The sequence below is a fragment of the Actinoplanes sp. CA-030573 genome, assembly GCF_050951115.1.
Taxonomy (GTDB): domain Bacteria; phylum Actinomycetota; class Actinomycetes; order Mycobacteriales; family Micromonosporaceae; genus Actinoplanes.
In genome coordinates this window covers 5,625,706-5,642,419 of the sequence record NZ_CP192038.1, presented here as the reverse complement: position 1 = coordinate 5,642,419, position 16,714 = coordinate 5,625,706, and the positions used below count along the sequence as shown (strand labels likewise).

Genomic DNA, 16,714 nt, shown 5'->3' with positions numbered 1-16,714 from the left:
CGGCTCGGCTCATCGACCGGTCACATCGCGGGCCCAGGACGGGCTCGGCCGCGGACTCACCCGTACCGTCGCTCCCGCATCGACGAGAGCGGCGCCGAGCCGGTCGGCGCTCTCGCGTGTCAGGTCATCCCAGACCGGTCGTGCGGGATCGTCGACTCGACGGGATGCCTCACCGAAATCCAGGCCGCCATGCTCCCGCAGACAGGCGACCACCCGAAGGCGGTCCCGCCCCTGGCCGGTGACGAACAACGCGGTGGCGCCCCCATGCTCGACCCGCCACGGCGCCGGCTTGCCGTGCCGGACGTATCGCCACCACTGCCGGGACGCGAAAGCGGCGAAGACCAGGAAGAAGATGAGCGACCGCAACCCCGAAGCCAGCCATTCGGGCGTCACGGCCGACGAGAGGACGCCCGCGGTGCCGAGCAGCAGCACGACGACGACGCGCGGGGCAGCGCGGCGAAGCATTCCCGCGATCACCTCTCCCCAACGCGGTCGCGCATCATCGTAAGTGCTCGCCCCACCCCTTGGCTCCCGAGGATCGCCGCCGCCATCAGCAGCAGACCGCGCCCCGGCCGCTCGAGCTGCACCGGCACCCCGGCCTTCCGAAGCCGCCCCGCCGCCCACAGCGCGAATGGCCCCGCCACCACCGGCGCCGTCACCACACCCGGCGTGTAACCCCCGGTCAGCACGGACTGCGCCACATGACCGGCGCCGTGCACGCCGAAGCCGACCAGCGCCGCCTGGTAGAACGGGCTCCGGCCGCCGGACCGGGCCCCGCGCGCCGACGCCGCCGCCACCAGCACGCCCATCGCCCCGATCGCGATCGCGGTCTGGGCCGGCGTCACGCGCATGCCGTCCCACACCCGGTCGGGCACCCACGGAAGCCGGCGCCGCAGCCGGGGACGCGCCCGGTCCACCCAGCCGGGCATGGTGAGCAACTCCTCGGTGTCGTGGATCAGCCACGCCGCCAGGAGGCCCCACGTCACGGTCGCCGGCACCTGCTGCGCACGAGATGTCATGCCGCCATCCTCACCCCTCGGCCGGGTTGTGAGCTGTCCCGCATGCAGTGACCTGAGGTCCGGCTCGGCGCGCGACCGGCGGAGCGCAGCCGGTCCGGCCGCCACCGCGGGATGGCGTCGTTGATGTACGTTGATGCACCGTGTCCGACATCAGCGTCACCCCGGAAGCCGCCCCCGTCGTTCCGGAACGCCGCCCCGCTCGGGCATTATGGCTGGTCGCGCTGCTCACCGCGGCCGTGTCAATGCTGCTCGGCGTGGGGATCGGAGCCGGTGCGCTGCTGGTCGGGGGCTGGCGCTATCAGCCCGATCGCGAGTTCAACGTCTCCGTCTTCCTCAAGGAGGGCGCCACCGCCGCGGAGAAGTCCGCAATTCAGGCCGAACTCGCGAAGATGCCTGCGAAGGACGGCGTGCACCTCGAGACGAAGGCCGAGGCCTATCAGCGTTTCAAGGAGCTCTGGAAGGACGATCCGCAAGCACCGGAGATCACTCCCGATGTGCTGCCCGAGTCGTTCAAGCTGGTGGTCGTCGGCAAGGAGTTCGACTGCGCGCCCGTCCGGACGGTTCGCAAGCTGCCCAAGGTCGGGGACGTCATCATCGCCGCGGCGGTCACCGAGAAGCACCCGGGCCTCGGGGTCCACTGCTAGGCAGCAGCTTCAGGCAGACGAACGGGCCACGCACCCCGGGCGCTGAACCGTTCGGCCGCCGCGAACGCGAGGCGCAGCCGGGCGCGCCCGCCGCAGGCGAGCCTTGCGATTGCCGTCATGCCCACACGCCCCGGACCCGGCGCCCGCGGTCAGTCCCGTGGCGTCGCTGATCTCCTCCGGCGCGTACCGCCGGCACCGGGACGACGCGGTGATGCGAGCAATCGGGAGTTCGCGGACCGACCGGCGCATCACTTATGCCGCGGTGTCGGCAGCGCCTGATGAATTCAGCTGTTCAGGGCATCGGTGATCGCTACGATCGATGCGCCGGCGTCCGCGATCTCTTTGGCCCCCACCGAGACGTTGTGGACCGTCCGCCAGAGTCGGCCCAGCCGATCGGTGAAGCTTGGTTTCTGGGCTTCCGGAAATGCGATTGACGCTCCGACGAGCCGATCAACTGTGGCTTGAACGCCTTCAACGCCGACTATCCGTACGTGAAGGATGGCGCGTTCGATATCGAGAAGCAAGTCGATCAACTGCATCTTCAGGTCCGGCGTCAAGTCGTCATCGTTACGAACGGCGGCCATGAGATCCTGCGTCAGCCTCAGAATTTCGTCCACTTTCGCCTTGGGGACCGAGGCACCGCCGATCTGATGTTCCTCCAACGCGTCCGCGCACATCTCGAGGCCGTACATTGCATTTTCGCCGGGGACACTTGCGTACTGAAGAGGCTTGGTCCGCAGGAAAAGCGAGATGAAGAGATCCTCAAACTCGGGAAGGTGCCGCAGAAGTGGCTCCTTCTTCTTTCGCTCGGGGAGTCTCGCCACCGCCGCACGGATCTGGGCAATCATTGCAAGGTATCGCAGCCCAAATGATCGCAATTCGTCGACATCATCCGGGTCGGCCCCCAGAAGTCGGCACATCTGTTCACCCGTCGCGACAGTAGGCATGGCGGCGGGTCGGCCATCGGAGCGGCGTGCAGTGCCGAGCGATCTTACGATGGCATACAGCCGACCGGCGACATTGTCGGCAGTCACCGCCGATTCTTGGCCGGTATCCGAGTCGTCGTCCTCTTGCATTGGTTGACTCTGATCTTCAGCCATGACTGCTACTTTACATCAGTTTCGCGGTCTTGAATTTCGTTACGTCTGAGCACACGTGCAAATACCGACAAACGAGCGCACACTGATCCTCCGAGTGGGGAACCTGTCGGTTAATCGACAGAGATGTTGTTCGATGGGACTATTGCGTCTCCATAAGGGCAGCGATGCCCGGCTGTCGGAGCACACTCGGAATACCCGTGGGAGCGCAGCCATTCGGCCGAACGCTTTCGTGCGGCGAATGTAATGCCAGGAGGTCGGTGGACGGTGCCGAAGCGGCGCTACACCTCGAGGGAGTCCGACCCCCACTGCCCGTCGATCGCTTCGACGGAGCGCAACCCTCGCAGGGGCCGGGCGACGGACGGGCAGGATGCGCAACCCGGGTCAGGCTAGGCCGATAGGGCGCCGTCCGCGCCGAGGGCCAGGATCACCAGCTCGCCGTGGTGGTCGGTGGCGGTCAGGCGGTGGTCGTCGAGGCGGGTCAGGGCCGCGATGCCGTAGCCGAACTCGCCGATCAGCCGGGGGCCGGGCGGCACGCCGGTCCAGTCCAGCGTCCACGAGAACAGGCGGAAGTCGTGGGACGCGGCCACCACCACCGGCGCGTCGGGGGTGCCGAGCACGGCCACCGCCTTCACCGGCTCGGGCGCGTGCAGCGTGATGCCTCGCTCCACCGCCAGGTCGGGCGAGTCGGACACCAGCATCACCCGGACGGTCCGATGGGCGGCCGAGACCACGACCCGGGAAGCCAGCGCGGCCACCGCCGTCACGCGGGTCTCGTGCTCCCACAGCGGGTGGCGGTCGCCCTGGGTGCCGGCGGTCAGGATGCGGCCGGTCGCGGTCAGCGCGCCGCCGCGGAACGGGGCGGCCGGCTCGAGGGCGGCCGGCGCGGCGTCGAGGCCGGCGCCGGTGGCGAGGTCGAGCAGGTGGGGACGGCCGCCGAAGGTGGCGGCCGCGACGGTCGAGCCGGCGGCGGCCAGCGACCGCGGCCACAGCCGGGCGTCGGTGCGGCGCCAGCGGGGCCGGCCGGCCGGGTCGAGCGAGACCAGCGCCGGGTCGTACGTGCCGGCGATGAGCGCGCTGCCGTCCGTCGACCACGTGATGCCGCGCAGCGGCGCGTCGCCGAGGCGGACCGAGCGCAGCGGCAGCAGGCCGGGGTTGAGCAGCTCGAGCGAGCCGTCGGCGCCGGCCAGGGCCAGCGTCGTGCCGTCCGGCGACCAGGCGCAGTCCTCGACCGGGGCGGACGGCAGGTACGTGATGCGGCCCGGGTCCCGCCACAGGTCGCGGACCGCCACCAGCCCGTCCGCGCCGACCGTGGCGACCAGGCCGTGCGGGCTCACCGCCAGGCGTACGCAGTCCTCCAGCTCGCCCAGATAGGTCTCGCCGAACGCGTTCCACACCGCCGCCCGGCTCTCCGCGATCTGGCAGATCATGTGCTGGCCGTCGGGCATCCAGGCGACCGAGGTGACCGGGCCGGGATGGCCGGCCAGCACCTTCATCAGCGACGGCGGCCGGTCGTCGACCACCCGCCAGACCGCGGCCGTGCCGTCGGCGCTGCCGGTCGCCAGCAGGTCGGCGGCGGCGGGGTTGAAGGCCACCGACAGCACCGCGGCGTGATGGCCGAACTCGGTCACCATGATCAGCCGGGCGGGGTCGCTGGTGTCCCACACGATGACGCTGCGGTCGTGTGAGCCACTGGCCAGGCGCCATCCGTCGGCGCGGAAGGCGACACAGCTGATCGGCGCGGCATGCGCCGGCCCGGTTCCGACCGTCACCCGGACAATGCTGGACATCAACCGAGCGTGAGTCAATACAGTAGACAGCGAAGATCATCGTGCCAACCGCACTTGACAGCAAATGCCCGGGTGTAAACCGTCAGGGCGCCGGCGTGAGCTCCCGGGTCGCCGGGTGCCGGCCGGGCAGCGCGAGCGAGAAGAGGGCGGCCCGCAGGCGTGCCTCCTCCTCGGCCCGGTCGCGGTACCAGGCCGCGCCCCACACCCGGTGCAGGTTCCAGCCGAGCCCGGTCAGCACCGCTTGGCGCAGCCGGTCGCGGTCCCGGGCCACCGGGCAGCCGTGGTAGGAGGCGCCGTCGCACTCGATGCCCAGCACATAGACATCGTCGTGGCCGGGCCGCAGCACGCCGATGTCGAGCCGGTAGCCGCCCGAGCCGATCCGGGTGCGCACCCGGAACCCCCACGACTCGACGGTCTCGCGCACCGAGGTCTCGAGCGGGCCGAGCGGCTGGTCACTCTGGGTGCGGCCGGTTCCGCCGCGTTCGCAGAAGTCCAGGTACGCCGCGAGCTGCCGGACGCTCTCGCTGGCGCTCTCCGGGATGTCGCGGGCCCGGATCGAGGAGACGATCTCCACCCGCCGCCGGGCCCTCGTGATCGCCACGTTGAGCCGCCGCCACCCGTTGGGCCGGCTCAGCGCGCCGAAGTTGGTGCTGATCCGGCCCTGCTCGTCGTGGCCGTAGCCGATCGAGAAGATCATGACGTCGCGCTCGTCGCCCTGCACCGACTCCAGGCTCTTCACGAAGAAGCCGTGCAGCCGGTCTCCGTCCAGCAGCCGGTCCAGCCCGGGCTGCTCGGCGGCCGCCGCGACCAGCGCGTTCTCGATCGCCTCGGCCTGCGCCACGGAGAACGTGACCACGCCCAGCGACAGGTCCGGCCGGCTGGTCAGCGACTCCACCACCCGCTCGGCCACGATCGCCGCCTCGACCGGGTTGTCGCGGGTGGTGCCGCGCCGGTAGACGCCGCCGGCCGGGATCAGCCGCACGCCGGTCTCCGGGCTCTCCTGGTCGGCGGCCGGGAAGGTGATCAGCCGGCCCTGGTAGAACGCGTGGTTGGCGAAGGCGATCAGCGCCTCGTGCCGGCTGCGGTAGTGCCAGGCCAGGCCCAGGCTCGGGAACGCGCCGCAGGCCTTGGCCAGCTCCAAAATCGACTGGTAGTCGCTGACGTCGCTGCCGCCGTCGGTCACGGTCTCGAAGAACGACGTAGGCGGCAGCTGTTTGTCGTCGCCGGCCGCGACCAGCGCCGTACCGCGATAGATGCAGTTGATCGCGTCGGCCGGCGTCACCTGCGAGGCCTCATCGAAGATCACGACGTCGAACCCGATGTCCGGCGGGAGATACTGGCTCACCGCGAGCGGTGACATCAGGAAACAGGGCTTCATCGCGAGCACGGCGGTGCGGCATCGAGCGATAAGCTCCCGTACGGCGAGATGCCGTTGCTCCTTCATTCCCTCCCGCCGCAGCAGCGCCGCCTCCTCGGCCGGCACCGACGCCGAGCGCCGCGCCTGGAGCGAGGCGACGATGTGCGCGGGCGCGGCGGCGATCAGCGCCTGGTCCCGGTCGCGGAACTCGCCGACCAGCTGGTCCCGCTCCTCGGCGCGCAGCGGGCGCAGGCGCTCGTCGCGGTGCAGCACGTCGTCGGCCCAGGCCCGCAGCAGCGCCCGTTCCAGCACGTCGCGCACCTGGCCCGGCGGCACCGCGGTGTCGGCGCAGAAGGCGATCGCCGGCTCGAGGCCGAAGCCGGCCAGCACCTCGCGGGCGGCGACGTGGCTGAACCACTCCTCCTGGCCGCTGGAGTCCTCCCGCAGCGCCCGCAGCAGCGCCGGCCCGCGCTCGTAGTCGTCCAGCTCCGCGCCGAGCGCCGGTCGCCGCCCCGCCGCGAACGCCTCGACCACCGCCGCGCGCGCCGACTCCCAGGCGGCGGCCCGGTCGGCGAGCCCGGGCGCGGCCCGCAGGGTGGACAGCGCCGCCGCCTGCGCCTCGGTGAGCGAGCCGCCCCGGATCAGCGAGCGGGCCTTCTCGGCCCAGTCGATCGCGGCCGCCTCGGCCCCGGGGTCGGCGTCCTCGGCCCCGGCCACGAACCGGCGCGCGTCCAGCACCGCCTGCCGCAGCCCGGCCAGCCGTCGGACCCCGTTGAGGTCCAGCGTGCGGCCGGTCGCCTCGTCGAAGGCCGCCACCACCCGGGCGGCGCTCTCGAGCGGGGCGGCGTTCGCGCGCAGCCAGGCGATCGCGTCGCGCACCGCGCCCTGGGCCAGCTCGGGGCGGGCGGCCGGCTCGGGCGCGGCCCGCAGCGTCGACTGCCAGCGGGCCACCGCCGCCTGCACGCCCGCGGCGATGCGGAGCAGGCCCTCGTCCGGGACCGGCGCGCACACGTGGTCGATCACCGCCGGGACGGCCTGGGGCGGGGTCCAGCGCAGCAGGTCGGCCGCGGTCTGGAGAGCCTCGTTGAGCGCGATGAAGTCGGTGGTGGCGCCCCGCCAGTAGCGGCCGAGGACGGCGGCGTGGTCGCGTTCGAGCGCCGCCAGCTCGCGGCCGGCGGCCCGCCAGGCGACGGCGAGCCCGAGGTGGGCGACGGCCTCCGACGAGGACATCGACGGCAGGGCGAAGGCGGCGACGGCCTCGTAGTCGCGGCGGTACGCGCCGAACAGCTTGCGCAGACCGCGGTGCACCCGGGTGAGGCGGTCGGCGAGGTGCTCGACCGGCTGGTCGAGGATGCCCTCGTGGAAGTAGCGGCGGGCCTGTCCCTCGGCGGCGGTCAGCGACTCCACGCCCCGGCGCAGCGCGGCCGCCGCGGCCTGGGCCTTGGCCAGCGCGCCGGCGCCGAACCAGAACGGCTCGGGCCGGTGCGGCCGCCCGCCGAGCTCCGCGATCGCGACGACCCGGGACACGTCGGCGAAGGTCGCCGCGGCCGGCAGGGTCAGCCGCGAGGTCACCTTCCCGAGGTCCCGCAGCCGGTCCTCGAGCAGGGTGGCGTCGTCGTCGAAGCGGCGGGCCAGCCCCGCGGCCGCCTCGGCGGTCAGCGGTCCGGGGTCGATGGCGGCCGGCCGCAGCGACGGCAGCTCCACCGGCGGCGGGTCGGCCGGCAGCTCGTCCCACTCGACGCCGGCCGCGGCCCGCACGGCCTCCCGCGCCTGGTGGAGAGCGGCGAGCCGGCGGCCGCGCTCGGCCGCGTCCCGGCGCACCGCGCGCAGATTGGCGGTGGTCAGCCACGTGGTCGCCACGCCCGGCGGCCGGACGGCGGCGTGCCCGGCGAGCGCGGCGAGCGCCGCCGCGTCCGAGGGCCGGGTCAGGCCGAACACGGCGGCCGGCCCCGCAATGCGCCCGCTCACGCCGGCGGCGCGGGACGGGCCGGTCGCAGCGGCCGCACCGGCTTCACCCGACGCGTCGGTGGCGCCGGACGGGCCGGTGGCGGCGGACGGGCCGGTGGCGGCGGACGGGCCGGTGGCGGCGGACGGGCCGGTGGCGCCGGACGGCCCGGTCGTGCCGGACGGCCCGGTGGCGCTGAAGAGGCCGGCGCGGGCCGCCGCGCCGGACAGCTCGCGCAGCGCGTGCTCGGCGCGTTCCAGGCGGCCGTCGAGCGGCTCGTGCTCGATCACGTCCCGCCAGGCGAACTCCTCGCCGAGCGCGGCCGGCCGCCACGAGCGGGCCAGGCGGTCGGCGGCGTCGCGCACCTGCCGCAGCGCCTCCGGGCTGAGCGTCACCGGGGCGGGCGCGGGCGCGGCGGGCAGGTCGGCGAGCCGGGCGCAGCGGCCGAGGATCTCGTGCAGGCTCGATCCGAGCGGTTCCCGCACCTCGTTCATCGCCTCGGCATAAGCGGACAGCGCCTCCCGCGAGGCGCGGGCGTCGCTGCCGGCCCGGCTCTCGCCGCCGGCCCGGCTCCCACCGCCGGCTCGGGTGTCGCCGCCGGCCCGGCTCACACCGCCGGCCCGGCTCTCGCGGCCGTCCCGAGTCTCAGCGCCGGCCCGGGTCTCACCGCCGGCCCTAGTCTCAGCGCCGGCCCGGGTGTCGGCGCCGGCCTGGGGCTCGCCGGCCTGCGTCTTAACCGCCGGGGTCTGCGGCATCGGCCGGAGTGGCTCGTCCACGGCCGACGCCAGCGTGCGCGCCACCTCCTTGCGGGTTGCCTTGTTGCTGTGCAGCTCCAGCAGGTAGCCGTCGAGCCCGGCGCCGGCCAGGCGGTTGCGGACCACCTCGAGCGCGGCCGCCTTCTCGGAGACGAACAGCACCCGCTTCCCGGCCGCGAGCAGGCAGCCGATCATGTTGGCGATGGTCTGCGACTTGCCGGTGCCGGGCGGCCCGTCGAGCACGAAGCTGTGGCCGGCGGCGGCCGCGGCGATGCAGGCGCGCTGGGAGGCGTCGGCGTCGAGGATCAGCGGTACGTCCTCGGGCGGCGCCGCCGTGTCGACGGCGGCCGGGGCGATCGGCTCGAAGCCGGGCTCGCCGTCGATCGCGGCCAGCGACCGGACGATCGGGTGCGCCAGGATCCGCTCCTCGTTGTCGTGCAGGTCCCGGTACATCGCCTCCTTGTGGAAGCTGAACGTCGACAGCAGCACGGTCTCGTCGGCCCGCCAGCCGTCCCGCCCGGAGATCGCGGCTCGCACCCGGGTGCGGAACTCGGCGAGGTCGAGGCCGTCCAGCGACTCGACCGGGGGCAGCTCGACGCCGAGCCGGCGCAGGCGCAGCACGAGCGCGGGGTTTACCACCGGGTCGTCGTCGCGGGCGCGCAGCCGGGGCAGGTCGGCCGGGCCGTCGGCGGTCAGCTCGACCGGGAGCAGCAGCAGCGGACTGGCGTAGCCGGCACCTTCCTCGTCGCGCCAGTGCAGCATGCCGATCGACAGGTGCAGCGGGTCGACGCCGCGGTCGAGGAAATCCTGGCGGGCCTTGCGCATCAGCCGCCGGAGCACGCCGCCGAGCGCGTCCGCGGCCAGGCCCGTACGGAAGAACTCGCCCTCGCCCGCGAAACCGTGCTCGCCGCCGGACCGCAGCGCGCCCACGATGACGGCCGGTGGCGGCCCGGCGATCTCCACCATGCTCGTGCCGGACCGCCGGAAGTTGATCAGGCGGTTGCCGGCGTCGAGGTTGACCAGGCCGTCCCGCCAGGACCGCAGTGCGGCGCTGACCTCGGCGTTCTCGGGCGTCATATGCCCGATTCAAGCCAATAAACGACGTATCCGCGGGCTTTTCGTGAGAAAGCCTCGTCAGCGGAAGATGTCCTCGTCGGCCTTGGAGTAGTCGCGCACGCTCGCCGTCTCGCCGGCCGCCATCAGCCGTACCCAGTCCGGGTTGGCGAGCAGGATGCGGCCGAGCGCGACCAGGTCGAACTCGTCGTTCGCGAACCGCTTGAGCAGGTCGTCGCGGTGCGGGAAGGCGCGGGTCAGCCCGACCGAGCCGACCGTGATCACGGGCAACCCGGTGAGCCGCTTGGCCCAACCGGCCAGGTTGCGGTGGTCGCCGTCGAAGGCCGGCTCCCAGAAGCGGCGCTGCGAGGCGTGCAGCACGTCGGCACCGGCCTCGGCGAACGCGCTCAGGATGCGGCCCAGCTCGGCCGGCGTCTCGGCGATCCGTGCGTCGTAGTCGCGCTCTTTGAACTGCGAAAACCGCACGATCAGCGGCGTCGAGGGCGGCAGCTCGGCCTTGACCGCGCGGATGACCTCGGCCGGGAACATGGCCCGGTTCCGGCCGTACGCGTCGGTGCGGCGATTGGTCCGCGGCCAGAGGAACTCGTCGATCAGATAGCCGTGCGCGCCGTGGATCTCCACCGCGTCGAAGCCGGCCCGCACGGCCACGCGCCCGCTCTCGGCGTACGCCGCAAGCAGGGTTTCGAAGTTTTCCCGCGCATGGTGCCCGGGGTCCACGCGGGTAGACCATCGACGGGCTGCCGCTCGCTTCCGAGATGCCAGATCTGCGCGGCGATCTTGCCGCCCGCCGCGTGGACCTCGCTGGTCACCCTCCGCCAGCCGGCCTCGGCCGCTCCCGGCGTGAGTCGCGGGACATCGCTCTCGTGACTCGCGCTGGGGTGGCCGACCAGCGCGCCCTCGGTGATGATCAGGCCGATGCCGCCCGCGGCCCGGCGGCGGTAGTACGCGGCGACCTCCGCCGTCGGCACCCCGCCCGGCGACCGTTTGCGGGTCATCGGCGCCATCACAAAGTGGCTGGTCAGCGAGAGTCCGGCAACGGTGGTGGGTGCGATCAGCTCGTCCATGCCGGTAGGCTAAAACTTCACACGGGTGTCAACTTCAAGCTTCTGTGGCGCGGGAGACATCGATGAAGATCGGGGACCTGGCCGCGGCGACCGGCGCGAGCGCGCGGTCGCTGCGCTACTACGAGGAGCAGGGGCTGCTCTCCAGCGGCCGTACGCCCGGCGGGCAGCGCACCTATCCGGCGAACGCGGTCGAACGGGTGACCCTCATCCAGTCGCTGCTGGCGGCCGGGCTCACCAGCGCCACCATCCACGATGTCCTGCCCTGCATCAGCGACGAGACGTTGCGCACACCGTGGCTGGCCGGTCGTCTGTGCTCCGAGCTGGACCGGGTCGAGAAACAGATCGACAGCCTTCAGCGCACCCGGGAGATCCTGGCCGGACTGGTCGAGGAGTACCGGGTTAGTTCCTAGAGGTTGGGTACTCTTCAGCCGTCATGCCAGTACTCAATCACCGCCGCCGGCTGGCCCTCGTCCTCGGCGCCGTCCTCCTCGTCCTCGCCGCCGTCAACGTCGCCGACAAGTACGGCCCGCACCACACCGGCCTGATCGCCGGCCCCCTTGTCGCGGCGCTGCTGGTCGTCATCGCCCGCCGCGCCGGCCTCACCTGGCACGATCTCGGCCTGTCCCGCCGCACGCTGGTTCCCGGCCTGAAGTACGCGGTCGGCGCCATCCTCGCGGTCGCCGCCGTCTACGCGGTCGGCGCCGCCATCCCGCTGACCCGCCCGGCCTTCCAGGACGTCCGCTACCACCTGCACCCCGGCGCCGCCCTGCTGACCGCGTTCATCATCGTGCCGCTCGGCACCGTGCTGCTCGAGGAGATCGCCTTCCGCGGCGTACTGCTCGGCCTGGTCAAGCGGCACCGGGGCGCCACCTGGGCGAGCATCACGTCGTCGGTGCTGTTCGGCCTCTGGCACATCCTGCCGTCGTTGCGGCTCGGCCAGGCCAACCAGGCGGTCGGTGCGGTCCTCGGCGGCGGCCGGTGGCTGCCGGTGCTCGGTGCCGTCGCGTTCACGGCCGTGGCCGGCCTGCTGCTGTGCGAGCTGCGCCGCCGCAGCGGCAGCCTGCTCGCGGCGGCCGCGCTGCACTGGGCGACGAACGGGCTCGGCCTGCTGGTGGCCGCCGCCCTCGCCACCACCCGCTTCGCCTGACGAGCGACCCGCACCGCGCCCGGCCGGCATGAACGGCGGCGTGCCGGGTACCCAAGGGCCCGGCTTCTCTGGCGAACGGAAGGACTTGATCATGGCGACCACCGAGGCGCTTCCGGAACTGGTCGACGAGCTCTACGCCGCGCAGGAGCGGATCGACCGGGACGAGATCTACCGCCGGGCGGTCGCCGCCGACCTGCCGTCCGACGACATGGCCGTGCTCGACCGGCTGCCCGAGGGCGAGTACGCCGAGGACGAGCTGAACGAGGCGATCGCCCAGATCGCCGAGCCCGGCGCCTCCCCGCTGAGCGTCGACCCCGAGCCCACCGACTGACGGCGCTCCCTCCGCCGGAGCGGACAGCGGCGATGCGGGCGTTCCTCGTCACCGGCAACCCGGGATCGCCCTCAACCTGGAGAAGATGCTCGATCTCTTCGAGCGCGTCTTCCTGCTGACGATCGGGGCGGACGAGCAGGACGCCCGGCTCGCTCGGGCGACGTCGCCGCAGCGCACCGAAGGGATCAAGCAGCAGATTCGCGACGGGCGCTCGGTCTTCCAGGCCACCATGCTCGAAGCCGGCGCGGTGCCCCTGGACGCCGGCGCTTCGCCGGCGTCGCTCGCCGATACGGTGCTCGCGATGGCCGCACGCCCGGGGCACTGATGGACGGCCTCGCCCGGTGACGACGGCGGTCAGCGGCTCGACGGCGCCGGCGGTGTGCGGACCACCGTCATGCGGGTCAGGTAGCGCTTGGTGATGTGGCCGCCGTGGTCGTTGTCGATCAGCGACGCCAGGGCGGTGAGCAGGCCCTCGCGGTCGGCGGCCGGCAGCGCCCGGTGGCCGGAGTACGTCATCAGCAGGTCCAGGTAGCCGGCCGTCGAGTAGCTCTGCTCCCATTCGTACCGCCGGAACTCGGCGGCGGTGAAGCGGCCGGACCGGTCGAACTCCTCGGCGTCGTCGGGGATCTGGTCGCCCGGGGTCAGGCGCAGGCCGGGCGGGGTGGCCGGGTCGTAGCGCTCGTAGTAGGCCTGCGCGTCGTGGAAGAAGTCGACGGTGCCGCCGCGGACGTGCTCGGAGTAGATCACCGCCAGCGCGCCCCCGGGCCGGAGCCGGTCCGCGGCCTGGGCGGCCCGGGTGGCCGGGTCCAGCCAGTGGAACGACGTCGCCGCCACGACCAGGTCGAACGGCTCGGCCGGCGGCGTCCACTCCTCGAAGGCCGCCACCTCGACCGACACCCGGGGGAACGCGGCCAGCTTCCGCCGGGCGACGGCGGCCAGCGCCGGGCTCAGCTCCACCGCCAGCACCGAGCAGCCGAGCCGGGCCAGGGGCAGGGTCGCCTGGCCGGTGCCGCAGCCGATCTCGAGCACCCGGGCGCCCGGCCCGAGCCCCGTCATCGCGGCCAGATCGGTGAAGAGGCGGGCGGGGTAGCCGGGACGGGCCTTGTCGTAGAGGGCGGCGTCCTCGCCGAAGGTCTTGCGCAGGATCTCTCGGGTCACCGGGGGACGATACGAAGTCGGCACTCGGGAAGCGATTACTTTTCCCGGTTCGCCAGGTCCGTACGGTCATGAGCGAGATGAATCTTCCCGAGGTGGTGTCGCGCGACGAGTGGCTGGCCGCGCGCAAGGAGCTGCTGGCGAGCGAGAAGGAGGCGCTGCGGGCCAAGGACGCCCTCAACACCCGCCGCCGGCTGCTGCCGATGGTCGAGGTGACCAAGGACTACCGGTTCGAGGGACCGGACGGCGAGGTACGGCTGATCGACCTCTTCGACGGCGAACGCCAGCTGATCGTGCAGCACTTCATGTTCGACCCGGCCTGGGAGGACGGGTGTGCCAGCTGCACCGCCGCCGTGGACGAGCTCTCCGAGGGGCTGCTGCGGCACCTGCGGGCCCGGGGCACGGTCTACGCGGTGGTCGCCCGGGCGCCGATCGCGAAGCTCGAGAAGTACCGGGCCAAGCGGGGCTGGACGATCCCGCTGCACTCGTCGTACGGCTCGGACTTCAACTATGACTACCACGTCACGATCGACGAGTCGGTCGCGCCGGTCATGTTCAACTACCGCGGGCCGGACGAGCTGCGGGCGGCCGGCTTCGACTGGCTGCTCAAGACCGAGGACCAGCCGATGGAGCAGCCGGGCATGTCCTGCTTCCTGCGGGTCGGCGACGACGTCTTCCACACGTACTCGACCTTCGCCCGCGGCACCGAGATGACCGGCGGCGCGTACGGCCTGCTCGACCTGACCGCGCTCGGCCGGCAGGAGGAGTGGGAGGAGCCCAAGGGCCGCTCCGGCGCCGACCGCGGCCCCATCCCCGACTTCTCGTAGCCCTTAGCCGAGAAGCCGCACGAAGACCTCGGCCAGCTTCGCGGCGGTGGCGGGCGGCGCCGCCCGCGGCAGGATGATGTGACTGACCGTCAGGCGGATCACCGAGTCGACGGCGAGCGCGACCCGGTCGGCGGGCCGGGCCGCCAGGTGCACGCCGGCCCACTCCGCGATCACCCGGCCGGCCTCGGTCAGCACGACCTCGGAGCGGGTGGTCAGGTAGGGCAGCAGCTCGTCGGCGCCGCCGCGCCCGCTGGTCAGGATCGCCTTGACCAGCGGGTTGCGGGCGGCGTCCTCGAGCGTCATGAGGATTCCCGCGTACGCGGCGCCGCGCGGGTCCCCGCCGTTGGCGAACATCTGAGTCCGCACCCGTTGGGCGAACCGCTGCACCTCGCTGACCGCGAGCGCCTCGGCCAGCCCGGCCCGGCCGTCGAACTCGTTGTAGACGGTCTGGCGGCTGACCCCCACCGCCGAGGCCACGTCGGCCATCCGCACGCCGTCCCAACCGTGCTCGACGGTGAGGTCACGCGCGGCGTGGATCAGCGCCTCGCGCAGGCGCGCGCGATTCGACTCGCGGTACGACGGCGTGACCTCCATGGGCCTGAAAGGCTACACATCCCGGGCACCCACGATGAGGGCCCCGGCCGCGAGCGCCCCGAACGCCCACGCCGCGGCCACCCCTAGCCCGGCCCACGGCCCGATCGGCAGGCTATCGAGGTCCACGGTGGACAGAACGGTCAGCCCGGCCGTGGACGGGCCGATCCGGTAGATCGCCCGCTCGATGCCGGGGTCGGCGAACATGCCCATCACCACCGGAACCAGGTAGAGCAGGCCGAGCACCACCCCGGCCGACGCCACCGCGCTGCGCATGATCGCCGCCACGCCCAGCCCGAGCAGCGCGATCAGCCCGAGGTAGAGCACCGATCCGGCGGCGGCGCGGATCCCGCCGGACGCGCCCGCGGAAAAGGCGAGCAGGCACGTGGTGACGGACACGACGGCCGCCGTCAGCACCCCGCCGAGCAGCAGCAGCGCCTTGACGCCGAGCACGACGTGCCGGCGGGGAACGGCCACGAACGCCGGGCGGATCGTCCCGGTGCCGAACTCCCCGGCCAGCATCTGCACGGCCCAGACCGCCACCACGGCCTGCCCGGCCTGCACACCGAGCAGGGCGGAGTGGACCCGGTCCGGGCTGTCCGCGCCGGCGGTGGCCGCCGAGACGGCGACGATCAGCAGCACGGTCAGCCCGAACGCGACGGCCACGTCCGGAATGGTGCGCATCTTCACCCACTCGGCCGCGGCGGCGGCCCGGACGCGTCGGCCCGGGCGCAGGCGAGCGGCCCCGGCGGCGCTCACGCGTCGGCCCGCCGGGCGCGGTACGCGGCCAGCGCCAGCACGCCCAGCGCCCAGACCGCGAGCACGCCGAGCCCGGCCCACGGACTCAGCGGGAAGTACCCCTCGGCCGGCGTGTAGGGCTTGAGCACCTGGTGGTAGGCGGGCAGCACCTGCTTGAACGCGAACCCGGCCGCCGGCGTCAGCCGCAGCAGCCACGCGGCGACCCCGTCCGGCAGCAGCGAGGCGGTCGCCAGCAGGTAGGGCAGGACGATCAGCACGATGGCGACCGTGACGGCGAGCAGTCCGCGCCGGATCGCGCTGCCCAGCGCGTACGCGAGAATCGCCGCAAGCGACAGCAGCAAGGCCGCCCCGACGATGACCCGCACCCGGGTGCCGAGGCTGGTCGGCAGGAGGTAGTTCCCGTTCGCGACGACCAGGTGGGAGGCGAGCGGCACGCTGACCGCGGTGGCCACCAGCCCGCAGACGAAGCTGACCCCGCCGATCACCGCGGCCTTGACCGCGACCAGACGGCCGCGCGCCGGCATCGCCGCGAGCGTCGTGCGGATCAGCCCGGTGCGGTGCTCGCCGGTGATGAACAGGACCGCCACCACGATCACGGCGACCAGCGCCACCACGACCCCGGCCAGCACGAACTCCAGCGTCGGTCCGGCCTCGTGCCCGGCCGGCGCGATGTCGCCGCTGCCCGAGACGGTGAGCCGCCCGTCCTTCTCGGTGAAGCCGGCCGGCTGGGATAGCCGTTCCCAGTCGGTCTGCAGGCCGTCGTCCCCGACGTTGGTGAACGTCCACGCCCCGGTCCTCGACACCTGGTCGAAGGCCGCGGTCGCCTGGGTGAAGCGGGCCTGCACGATGCTGCCGCCGTGCGCCCCCCGCTTGCGGGTGACGTCGCTGGGCGAGGCGACGAAAAATCCGATGGCGACCGTACGGCCGGAGAGCCGCGCCGTTCCGACGGTGCTCCAGCGCCGGCCGTCGTCCGAGGCGTACCCGGTGATCGTCGAACCGGAGCGGGAGAGGCGCAGCCAGCTCGCCCTCGACGGCCCGGCCTCGTCCCCGTGAAGTCGTGCTGCATCCGCACGCCGTGCCGGGCGGTCACCATGATCGCCGCGTAGCCGGCGCCGGGCGCGGTCCCGTCCTTGATCATGAGACCGGCCTTGGCCCACGG

18 protein-coding genes are annotated in these 16,714 nt (G+C 73.0%); 7 read left to right on the top strand and 11 right to left on the bottom strand.

Going from position 1 to position 16,714, the window contains the following annotated elements:
- Positions 1-9: 9 nt before the first annotated feature.
- A complete protein-coding gene (locus tag ACQP2F_RS26115) occupies positions 10-465 on the bottom strand; it encodes a ribosomal protein L7/L12 (protein ID WP_433291713.1) in 456 nt (151 codons plus the stop codon).
- An 8-nt stretch (positions 466-473) separates the two neighbouring features.
- Positions 474-1,019, bottom strand: coding sequence for an HXXEE domain-containing protein (locus ACQP2F_RS26110; RefSeq protein WP_433291711.1), 546 nt, complete (start codon positions 1,017-1,019; stop codon positions 474-476).
- A gap of 140 nt (positions 1,020-1,159) precedes the next feature.
- Here ACQP2F_RS26110 and ACQP2F_RS26105 point away from each other — a divergent pair, with 140 nt between their 5' ends.
- Positions 1,160-1,663, top strand: coding sequence for a permease-like cell division protein FtsX (locus ACQP2F_RS26105; RefSeq protein ID WP_433291709.1), 504 nt, complete (start codon positions 1,160-1,162; stop codon positions 1,661-1,663).
- A gap of 284 nt (positions 1,664-1,947) precedes the next feature.
- Here the strand turns inward: ACQP2F_RS26105 and ACQP2F_RS26100 are convergent, their stop codons facing one another.
- The 5 genes from ACQP2F_RS26100 to ACQP2F_RS26080 form a co-directional block, all read right to left on the bottom strand.
- Complete coding sequence (locus ACQP2F_RS26100; protein WP_433291707.1) at positions 1,948-2,763, bottom strand: hypothetical protein; 816 nt, start codon at positions 2,761-2,763, stop codon at positions 1,948-1,950.
- Between the two features lie 386 nt (positions 2,764-3,149).
- Positions 3,150-4,550 carry a WD40 repeat domain-containing protein gene (locus ACQP2F_RS26095; protein ID WP_433291705.1) on the bottom strand — a complete coding sequence of 467 codons (1,401 nt, stop codon included), beginning with the start codon at positions 4,548-4,550 and terminating at the stop codon, positions 3,150-3,152.
- 82 nt (positions 4,551-4,632) lie between these two features.
- The gene (locus ACQP2F_RS26090) at positions 4,633-9,684 is read right to left on the bottom strand and encodes a DUF4011 domain-containing protein (RefSeq protein WP_433291703.1); all 5,052 of its coding nucleotides are present in this window, start codon (positions 9,682-9,684) and stop codon (positions 4,633-4,635) included.
- A 57-nt stretch (positions 9,685-9,741) separates the two neighbouring features.
- Entirely contained in the window at positions 9,742-10,329 is a 588-nt protein-coding gene (locus ACQP2F_RS26085) for a hypothetical protein (protein WP_433291701.1), read from the bottom strand.
- Positions 10,272-10,745 carry a hypothetical protein gene (locus ACQP2F_RS26080; RefSeq protein WP_433291699.1) on the bottom strand — a complete coding sequence of 158 codons (474 nt, stop codon included), beginning with the start codon at positions 10,743-10,745 and terminating at the stop codon, positions 10,272-10,274. The genes ACQP2F_RS26085 and ACQP2F_RS26080 overlap by 58 nt, the downstream gene beginning before the upstream one ends.
- Positions 10,746-10,807: 62 nt before the next feature.
- Between ACQP2F_RS26080 and ACQP2F_RS26075 the strand changes: the two genes are divergently transcribed.
- From ACQP2F_RS26075 to ACQP2F_RS26060, 4 genes are all read left to right on the top strand, one after another.
- Positions 10,808-11,155: a MerR family transcriptional regulator gene (locus tag ACQP2F_RS26075; protein ID WP_433291697.1), complete on the top strand. Its 348-nt coding sequence runs from the start codon at positions 10,808-10,810 to the stop codon at positions 11,153-11,155.
- 23 nt (positions 11,156-11,178) lie between these two features.
- Complete coding sequence (locus ACQP2F_RS26070; protein ID WP_433291695.1) at positions 11,179-11,892, top strand: lysostaphin resistance A-like protein; 714 nt, start codon at positions 11,179-11,181, stop codon at positions 11,890-11,892.
- A gap of 91 nt (positions 11,893-11,983) precedes the next feature.
- Positions 11,984-12,223: a hypothetical protein gene (locus ACQP2F_RS26065; protein WP_433291693.1), complete on the top strand. Its 240-nt coding sequence runs from the start codon at positions 11,984-11,986 to the stop codon at positions 12,221-12,223.
- A gap of 85 nt (positions 12,224-12,308) precedes the next feature.
- Entirely contained in the window at positions 12,309-12,548 is a 240-nt protein-coding gene (locus ACQP2F_RS26060) for a hypothetical protein (RefSeq protein WP_433291691.1), read from the top strand.
- Between the two features lie 29 nt (positions 12,549-12,577).
- On the opposite strand, the gene ACQP2F_RS26055 is transcribed toward ACQP2F_RS26060, so the two are convergent.
- Positions 12,578-13,381 (bottom strand): class I SAM-dependent methyltransferase, encoded by an 804-nt coding sequence (locus tag ACQP2F_RS26055; RefSeq protein ID WP_433291689.1) that lies wholly within the window; start codon positions 13,379-13,381, stop codon positions 12,578-12,580.
- A 68-nt stretch (positions 13,382-13,449) separates the two neighbouring features.
- Between ACQP2F_RS26055 and ACQP2F_RS26050 the strand changes: the two genes are divergently transcribed.
- Positions 13,450-14,205, top strand: a complete 756-nt coding sequence (locus ACQP2F_RS26050; RefSeq protein ID WP_433291687.1) for a DUF899 domain-containing protein — start codon at positions 13,450-13,452, stop codon at positions 14,203-14,205.
- 3 nt (positions 14,206-14,208) lie between these two features.
- Here the strand turns inward: ACQP2F_RS26050 and ACQP2F_RS26045 are convergent, their stop codons facing one another.
- Genes ACQP2F_RS26045 through ACQP2F_RS26035 form a run of 3 tightly spaced genes read right to left on the bottom strand, consistent with a single transcriptional unit; the run spans position 14,209 to position 16,400 of the window.
- Positions 14,209-14,799: a TetR family transcriptional regulator gene (locus ACQP2F_RS26045; protein ID WP_433291685.1), complete on the bottom strand. Its 591-nt coding sequence runs from the start codon at positions 14,797-14,799 to the stop codon at positions 14,209-14,211.
- Positions 14,800-14,811: 12 nt separating this feature from the next.
- Positions 14,812-15,555: an ABC transporter permease gene (locus ACQP2F_RS26040; RefSeq protein WP_433291683.1), complete on the bottom strand. Its 744-nt coding sequence runs from the start codon at positions 15,553-15,555 to the stop codon at positions 14,812-14,814.
- Positions 15,552-16,400 carry a hypothetical protein gene (locus ACQP2F_RS26035; protein WP_433291681.1) on the bottom strand — a complete coding sequence of 283 codons (849 nt, stop codon included), beginning with the start codon at positions 16,398-16,400 and terminating at the stop codon, positions 15,552-15,554. Before ACQP2F_RS26035 ends, ACQP2F_RS26040 begins: the two co-directional genes overlap by 4 nt.
- Here ACQP2F_RS26035 and ACQP2F_RS26030 point away from each other — a divergent pair.
- Positions 16,384-16,608 carry a hypothetical protein gene (locus ACQP2F_RS26030; protein WP_433291679.1) on the top strand — a complete coding sequence of 75 codons (225 nt, stop codon included), beginning with the start codon at positions 16,384-16,386 and terminating at the stop codon, positions 16,606-16,608. The two genes, ACQP2F_RS26035 and ACQP2F_RS26030, sit on opposite strands and share 17 nt — an antisense overlap.
- The last annotated feature ends 106 nt before the right edge of the window (positions 16,609-16,714 follow it).